Source organism: Planktotalea sp. (assembly GCF_039984035.1).
Lineage (GTDB): Bacteria > Pseudomonadota > Alphaproteobacteria > Rhodobacterales > Rhodobacteraceae > Planktotalea.
This window is the reverse complement of sequence record NZ_JBDWVM010000182.1, coordinates 1-8,136: the sequence shown is the minus strand read 5'-3', so window position 1 is coordinate 8,136 and position 8,136 is coordinate 1. Positions and strand designations below refer to the sequence as shown.

At 53.3% G+C, this 8,136-nt stretch carries 7 protein-coding genes; 4 read left to right on the top strand and 3 right to left on the bottom strand.

Annotated elements, in window-relative coordinates:
• Both ABJQ89_RS08355 and ABJQ89_RS08350 read right to left on the bottom strand, forming a co-directional pair.
• Window positions 1-1,960 (bottom strand): transketolase (locus ABJQ89_RS08355; RefSeq protein WP_348495791.1); only part of this gene is annotated, 1,960 nt, incomplete at its 3' end.
• A gap of 53 nt (window positions 1,961-2,013) precedes the next feature.
• Entirely contained in the window at window positions 2,014-3,027 is a 1,014-nt protein-coding gene (locus ABJQ89_RS08350; RefSeq protein ID WP_348495790.1) for a 1-aminocyclopropane-1-carboxylate deaminase, read from the bottom strand.
• 155 nt (window positions 3,028-3,182) lie between these two features.
• Here ABJQ89_RS08350 and ABJQ89_RS08345 point away from each other — a divergent pair, with 155 nt between their 5' ends.
• Complete coding sequence (locus tag ABJQ89_RS08345) at window positions 3,183-3,641, top strand: Lrp/AsnC ligand binding domain-containing protein (RefSeq protein WP_348495789.1); 459 nt, start codon at window positions 3,183-3,185, stop codon at window positions 3,639-3,641.
• Between the two features lie 137 nt (window positions 3,642-3,778).
• On the opposite strand, the gene ABJQ89_RS08340 is transcribed toward ABJQ89_RS08345, so the two are convergent.
• Window positions 3,779-5,074: a patatin-like phospholipase family protein gene (locus ABJQ89_RS08340; RefSeq protein WP_348495788.1), complete on the bottom strand. Its 1,296-nt coding sequence runs from the start codon at window positions 5,072-5,074 to the stop codon at window positions 3,779-3,781.
• Between the two features lie 205 nt (window positions 5,075-5,279).
• Here ABJQ89_RS08340 and ABJQ89_RS08335 point away from each other — a divergent pair, with 205 nt between their 5' ends.
• The 3 genes from ABJQ89_RS08335 to ABJQ89_RS08325 form a co-directional block, all read left to right on the top strand.
• On the top strand, window positions 5,280-5,600 hold the full coding sequence (locus ABJQ89_RS08335) for a hypothetical protein (protein WP_348495787.1): 321 nt from the start codon (window positions 5,280-5,282) through the stop codon (window positions 5,598-5,600).
• Window positions 5,600-6,211, top strand: coding sequence for a LysE family translocator (locus ABJQ89_RS08330; protein ID WP_348495786.1), 612 nt, complete (start codon window positions 5,600-5,602; stop codon window positions 6,209-6,211). Before ABJQ89_RS08335 ends, ABJQ89_RS08330 begins: the two co-directional genes overlap by 1 nt.
• Window positions 6,212-6,392: 181 nt before the next feature.
• Window positions 6,393-8,136, top strand: a 1,744-nt coding sequence (locus ABJQ89_RS08325; protein ID WP_348495785.1) for a helix-turn-helix transcriptional regulator, incomplete at its 3' end; no start/stop codon positions are given.

Below are 8,136 nucleotides of genomic sequence, written 5' to 3'. Positions count from 1 at the left end.
TGACGATTGCGCAATTCGGGCCCGGTTTGCGCAACCAATACGCCCCATCGATTGCCCCCTGTCGGAAATCTTCATCGACACGCTTGCCGGGTTGTTCAATCGGGTTTGTCGTTAAACGCAAGTAAACCGAACCGCCTGTTTCGTCCCTGAGCCACGTGCGCTCATCTGGATCGCCATCGCCGCTGCGTTGCATGTAATCGAAGGCCCACTCCATGATCACCGCAAGCTCATCCACAAAGGCCGGTTCAAAAGCCGCTAACCCATCTTGCGACATGCCAATGAGCGGTGAGGCAATGGATTGATGCGCGCCGCCTTCAGGGGCAAGGGTCACACCAGACGGCGTGCCGACCAACATGAAACGCGCGTCTTGGTAGCAGGCATAGTTCAACGCATCGAGGCCGCGGGAGACAAAGGGATCATAAACCGTCCCAATCGGGATCAAACGTTTGCCAAAAAGCGAATGCGATAGACCAGCAGCACCGAGCAACAGCATCAGGTTCATTTCGGCGATGCCAAGTTCGATGTGCTGGCCTTCCGGATCAAATTCCCACTTCGCGGTAGACGGAATTTTGTGATCCTTGAACGTATCCGCCTGCGCCGTTCGTGCGAACAGCTTGCGACGATTGACCCAAGGACCAAGGTTGGTCGTGCCCGTCACATCGGGGGACGTTGTGACAATTCGATCAGCCAGAGGGCTATTGCCCTTGGCAAGATCATCCAAGATTTTACCAAAGCCCATTTGCGTCGAAATCTCTCGCTCGCTTGTCATAGCAATGCTCGGCACGCTGAGTGTGTTGTCTGTAAATCTTCGTGGGCCATTGATGAAAAACGGCACTTGGTCCAGAAACGCCTGAAATCCCTTGGCATCATCTATTGTCGCCAATGCATCCCATTCTGCACCATCTGGCACGCCCATATCTGACTGCCATTGCGCCATCTGGGCCTTGGTCATCAGGCCACCGTGGTTGTCTTTGTGCCCTGCAATCGGTGTGCCCCAACCTTTGATCGTGTAGGCCAGAAAACACACAGGGCGGTCGTGATCGATGGATGCGAAGGTTTCGGCCATTGTCTGCACGCAATTGCCGCCCAAGTTTTCCATGAGCTCTGCAAGCTCACCATCGCTGCGCGCATCTAACAGGGCCGTCACATCGCCCTGATCACCCAAATCATCCATCAAATGTTTGCGCCAGACCGCACCGCCCATATACGTCAGCGCGGAATAAAGCTGGTTGGGGCAATCATCGCTCCAAGCCCGCAGCTTGTCGCCGCCAGGTTCGGCAAAAGCTGCCCTCTGCAGGGTACCGTATTTGACCCGAACAACGTCCCAGCCAAAAGCGTCAAAGACTTTTTCAGCTCGTTCAAACAACCCTTCGCGGACAATCCCATCCAGCGATTGGCGGTTATAATCGATGATCCACCACGTATTGCGCAGATCATTCTTCCAACCTTCTTGTAGGCATTCATAAATATTGCCTTCATCCAGCTCTGCATCCCCCATCAAGGCAATCATGCGGCCAAGCGGGACATCCCTGCCCCATGATTTGGCCTGCACATAATCCTGGATCATCGACGCAAATGACGTGATGGCGACACCCAGCCCAACAGAGCCCGTCGAGAGATCAACATCGTCGATATCTTTTGTGCGCGAGGGGTAGCTCTGCACGCCGCCAAAACCACGAAATTTTTCCATTTTCTCACGGGTCATATTGCCTATCAGATACTGCATCGCATGGAAAATCGGAGAAGCATGCGGTTTGACCGCGTCCCGATCTTCGGGTTTCAGCACAGAGAAATAGAGCGCGGTCATCATCGACACCATCGAAGCGGACGACGCTTGATGCCCGCCGACTTTGATCCCATCCGTTTTGGATCGCAAATGGTTGGCATTGTGGATCATCCAATGAGACAGCCACAAAAGGCGTTGCTCAACGGTTTTCAAATGGGTGTTTTGATCAGACATTGCAGTGTTCTCCAAGAAGTGGGGCGCGACATCGCCGCGCCCTAACGTCAAGTTCAGCCGTTGCGGTAGGTGTAGCTGTAGCCATTCAACGCAGGCTGGCCGCCAAGGTGCGCATAGAGCACCTTTGATCCTTCGGGGAAGAAGCCCGTCTTCACCAAGTCGATCATGCCTTGCATGGATTTGCCTTCATACACCGGGTCGGTGATCATCGCCTCGGTTTGCGCGGCGAGACGGATCGCATCATTGGTTTCTGCGCTCGGTACGCCGTAAGCGGGATAGGCGTAGTCTGGGTTGATATGGATATCTTCATCCTCGATCGCATAGCCGCATTCGATCAACTCACAGGTCTTATTCGCGATCTCTTTGACCTGCGCGCGCGTCTGATCGACGGTGCCGGATGCGTCGATACCGATCACGCGATCCGCGCGCCCATCCTTTTTAAACCCAACGATCATCCCGCCTTGGGTCGATCCAGTCACAACGCAAACGACGATATAGTCGAACTTGAAGCCCAATTCGGCCTCTTGCTCGCGCACCTCTTCGGCAAAGCCCACATAGCCAAGGCAGCCATGCGGATGGACAGAGGCCCCCGCAGGAATGCCATAGGGTTTACCGCCTTCTTTCTTTACGTCTTCGATAGCTTCCTCATAGCTCGTGCGAATGCCAATATCGAAACCATCCTCCACAAGACGGCTATCCGCGCCCATCAATCGGGTCATCATGATGTTGCCAACGCGGTCGTAAACGGCGTCCTCATGCGGCACCCATGCTTCCTGCACCAAACGACATTTCATGCCGATCTTCGCTGCTGTGGCCGCGACCATACGTGTGTGGTTGGATTGCACCCCGCCGATAGACACCAAGGTATCCGCGCCTGATTTGATCGCCTCGGGTACAATGTATTCCAACTTGCGCAACTTGTTCCCGCCCTGCGCGATGCCAGAGTTACAATCTTCGCGCTTGGCATAGATTTCGACCTTGCCACCGAGGGTTTCGGTCAGGCGGGGCAGATGTTCAATCGGCGTTTTGCCAAAGGTCAGGGGGTAGCGTTCGAATTTTCCCAACATGGGGCTCTCCTACGATTTGATAAGTGGAGGATAGCAAAGAGCCTGTGATGGGTGCTTTCAATCTTGGGGCTATTTATTTACGATCAAGGATATTCGGGAGGTCATTTTCCTGAGTTCACAAAAAGACTAACGCATAAAATGGAAGAATCTTTCACATGCCATTAGACCGAATCGACAAACGCATGCTGCAGCTCTTACAGGAGGATGGGCGTCTTTCGAATGCGGACCTTGCTGCACAGGTGAATGTCAGCGCAGCAACCTGTCACAGACGCACCCAAAGGCTCTTTGAAGAAGGACATATCCAGTCCGTCCGCGCGGTTATCAATCCAGAGGCTGTGGGTCTGGGCGCGATTGCCATGGTCGGCGTCGTCTTGGATCGCTCGACACCTGAAAGTTTTGCGAATTTCGAGGCCGCTATTCTAGACCTACCGATGATCCTTGATTGTCACCTTGTGGCGGGCGACTTTGACTACCTTTTGAAAATACGCATGGCGGATATGGCTGACTTTAACCGCCTCCACGGGGAAGTGTTGATTGCCCTGCCCGAAGTGCGGCAGGCACGTACCTTCTTTGTCATGAAAGAAGTCAAAGGCGGCGCGCCGCTAAATTTTTGATGCACGCCACGGTTTGAATATCTTTCAACGCGATCTGCAATCACGACCAGATAACGCATTTCGGGGACCAGCACTCATTAAGGGGCTGCCCTTGCACCTCATTCGATAGAGTTTCGCAGAGAAGCAAGACTTGCCGCCTAGCGAGACGTCGATGAAAAATGCAAACTCACAAGGTCTTCCGCAGCCATTGCAATCAGTTCTCGGTGTCCTGCCGATATTTTCAATGCGGTCGGAATCTTGGCCAGATGGTCGGCAGGCGTTTCGCTTTGAGCGCGGTCAGCGGCAGTCGCGTGGGTCCACCCCTCCCAAGAAAGCCAACGCGGATGCGGCGCATTGCCGGACTTCACGAGCCGCGCGATATCCATATAGTTGAACTCAATCACATCGATGTTCATGCCATGTGTTTTATCAAGTGCATCAAACATGCTTTCGCGGTGCGACGTCGCATATTCGGAGAGCACGTCAACGAGCCGCGTAACATCGCGGCTCCAAATGCTGATATCGAGCGTATTCTTGGACAATTGACTGTCGATCTGCATGCCTGCATTGAAAGCGTAGATCGTCGCGTTTTGGTTTGGTCCTTGTGCAAAGACAGCTTCACGCAAGGTCTCTAGGCCAAGGTTTTCAAACACACCGCCGTCCCCAAGATGCCAATACTGCGCAGCTTCTCCATTTGCTTGTAACACCTCAATCGTATTCGGTCCTAAATAGGGTGGAAACGCAGCAGAGCTTGCCACCGCAAGAGAGACAGGAAAGTCCGAAGGTGCGGCGCGCAGATTAACTGCGTCCGAAAAAGTTAATGAGCGCAGGCGCTTTGGCAAGACGCTGGCAGAGTTCGCATCTTCCGGCGCAGGCAATGCCCCATTGCTGAGCGGCACCCGCTGCGCCGTGTCGTAACTGACGGAGTTAAAGAAAAACGTTCGATCTTGAGGGAGATCGGCAAAGGTCGCTGTACCCAGAAAGTCAGGCCGCTCCAATGCATCTTGCAGCGATACAAGCCGGCGCGATGGGCTGAAGGCGCGGCGCGGTTTGCGCAACTGCTGCATCTGAGTATCCCAGAAGTAATCATGCGCGATGACATCCAGCATTTGCTCAAAATAAGCGTCGCCTGTTCCTTCTGCGGGCATTGGGTGCAGTGCAAAGTAAGAGGCAGGAAACCCACCACCGCTGACACTAGAAACGTGGGTAACTGGGGTCAGCAATCCACTTGCGTGCAACGCTTTCATGCCAGCAGCGCCAAACACCGCTGCCCGTGCACCGCCCCCCGACAAGGCAAGACCGACAAAGGGTTGCGCTTGCTCGTCTCCCTTAGACGGCGCAATCGGTAATGCTGCGGGGTCCGTTCGAAAATGAATTTTTAGCGGCGCAATAAAGCCGTTCAAAACAGCTATCACAATGACGCCGACGATTAAGATCAAAAGAAAGAAAGCCATTCAATTTCCAAACATAGTTGGTGCGAAGGTTTGTTCGATCCGGTCAGGTTGACGCGGCGCAAGCTCTCTTGCAATCGTAATTTGCCTCATAAGGTCTGGAATACCTGACCCATGGTCACTTTCTGAAGCGACACCCCCCATATGGTCCATGCCGCATCGTTTGAGCGCCCGTAGTTCTTTGATCATCACATCAAAGGATTTCTCAATGCTCGATACATTTCAATATTTCGCCGACCTAACGCCCTACCAGTTCACGGGCCTTATTGGCTTCGTTTGTTACGTCGCTTCATTCGGTTCTCTTCAGCTCGGTTGGTTGGATGGGAACAGCATGACCTATTCGATTTGCAATGTTCTTGCCGCGTCATTGGTCGCTGTCAGCCTGATGGAAGCCTTCAATCTAGCCTCGGCCCTCATTCAGGGGAGCTGGATAATCTTTGGCCTTTTGGGGCTAGCCCTGCGCGCCAAACGCGCATTCCCAAGCGCCCGCCCAGCCCAAGCCGCCGCCTACAAAACTGAGGTGCTATAATGTCTCTCATAGATCTATTTTCATATTTCGTCACACTGGCAGCCATCGCTGTGGCACCCGGACCAATGCTCTTGTTGCTTATGACCCGCGCTGCGAGCAATGACGCCAAAGGTGCCTTCGGTTTCGCACTTGGGGCTGCCTTTGGAAGCCTGACCATCATGACCGCTGTCTGCTTTGGCCTCAGCACTTGGCTGAACTCTGTTCCCGAGATCCTTTCGTATAGCAAATACATTATGCTCGCGTATATCCTGTGGATCGCCCGTGATATCTGGGCCGGTGGTTTCGAGATGAACACGACCGAGGTCCCCCAGCGCTCAAGCTTTTGGTTGGCGATTTCAGCCGGATTTGTGACCTGTATTCTTTCGCCTTATATGCTTGTCTTGTTCCCATTGGTTCTGCCCGAAGTGCTGGACATCACGGTCATCAAGATGCCTGACTATCTCATCATCGCGTTTGTTACCTTCGCCGCCGAAGCCGCCGCCGCTGTTGCTGTTGTCTGCCTCGCATCCCAGCTGCGTCGATTGACGAAATCAGCAAATTCCATGGCAGTCATGAACCGATCCCTGGCAGTTTTACTTGTTTCCGGCGGAGGATGGATGGCTTTAGCCTGACCCTTTCGCCTACCTATTCCTAATGGGTTTGATCTCTTCCTGGCGAGCCCTGGGAATAAACGGTGTGTCTGTCGCTTTGATGTGATGAACCAACTGCGCAGACACACCACGCTTTTTCTGATATTTAACAACTGATCTTGTCTCGCCGCCAAGATGCGCAGGCAATTGGAAAGCTATTAGAATGACCCAAGATTTTAGCAACGACGCCAGTCCCAAGACCTTTGTCGATCAACTCTACGACATCGCCCTCGATCCCCATTCTTTGGAAAATTTCATTGATGCGTGGAACGATGCAGGACTTGATGCCAGCGCAGCGCGTCAAACGCTAAAGGACATTGATCAGTTTGATCAAGCCTATCAAGCGCATCTCAACAGGGCTGAAACGTTTCTAGCCCGAGGTCTGGAGCTGGATGGAGAACCCGATCTCGCGGCAATCCTAAGTCCGTTCAGCACATTGGCTGCTTTCATCGTTGATCGCGACTTGCAGATCATTGCCAGCAATGCGGGTGCTGAACAGGCTTTCGGGATTGAAGAAGGCTCTCGGTTAAGCGCATTAAACCTGCCAAGTGATGCATTGGATGCAGTACACGCATGTGTGCGCGATGTCTTTCGGAGCAGCGAGAGCCCCGACCGTTTGCTAAAAGTTGAATTATCCGAACACCATACACCCGCGCTTTTCCAAATTCGCAAGCTGGCTCGCGACGACGGGAAAGAGGCAAAACACACGCTGATCGTGACAACCCGCTATCATTGGCAAGCCGCCTTGGGAGAAACACTGGAAGATGTGTTTAACCTGACGACGACCGAACAGGTCGTTGTTCGAGCACTGGTTGAGGGGCTCGATTCAAACGCGATCGCAGCAGCGCGCGGTACCAGCAAGGGCACCGTGCGTGGCCAAATCAAATCCATTCTTGCGAAGATGAACGCGCGAACCCAATCGGAAGTGATCCGGCTGGTCATGTCTTTGCGGGACGTGTCACAAAAAGCAAAATCCTTCACGGAAGAAGAGCAAAGCACCCCAACCCCAGTCGCCTCTGATTGGTTAGAGACCGAAGTCTGGAAACCCTTCAAATCCTTGATACTGCCTGACGGGAGACGAATGGATTACCACGATATGGGCCCTATCACCGGTGCGCCCGTTCTTTATTCTCATATGGGCTATTGCCTCACCCGATGGCACGCGCCGATGTTGAAACTCGCGTTTAAAGAAGGGCTGCGCATCATTTGCCCGATCCGAGCGGGATATGGGCTGAGCGACAATATTGATCCAAAGGCAGATATACTTGCCTCCACCCGAGACGACACCATTCATCTTTTGAAGCATCTAAAAATTGATCGCCTGCCCTATCTTACGCAGGGCAATGATCTCATTTTTGCCGCTGATCTCGCGTCTCACTATCCAGACCTGATCAGCGAGATCATCGGACTTTGCGCGCGCCCCTGCCTTCCGGGTGACAGGCATTATTCGGGCATGGGAAAATGGCATCGGTTTTTCCTATCGACCGCAAAACACTCTCCCCATTTGCTCAAGTTCACAGCCAAAGCGGTCTTTGCGATGGCGCTGCGGATTGGAACCGAGGAATTGTTCCGGCAAATCAACAAGAGATCATCCGCAGATATCGCTTTGATGCAAGATGACGCGCTCTGGCCCGTCCTCAAAGCCAATGCAGCCTTGGTCTTTAGAGAAAAAATCGGCGCGGAGCAGGCCTACACGCAAGAAATCCTCGCTACCGAGGCGGATTGGTCAGACCTCATGCTGAACTGCAAAGAGACGAAGATGTGGTTCGTCAATGGCGCCCAAGACCCCGCAACCGACATCGCTACCATTGCCGAATACCGAGAGGCCTATCCGTGGATCGACATAGACGCCATTCCAGACGCCGGCCAATTGCTCATTTTTCAACACTACGAAACGTTGATCCCAA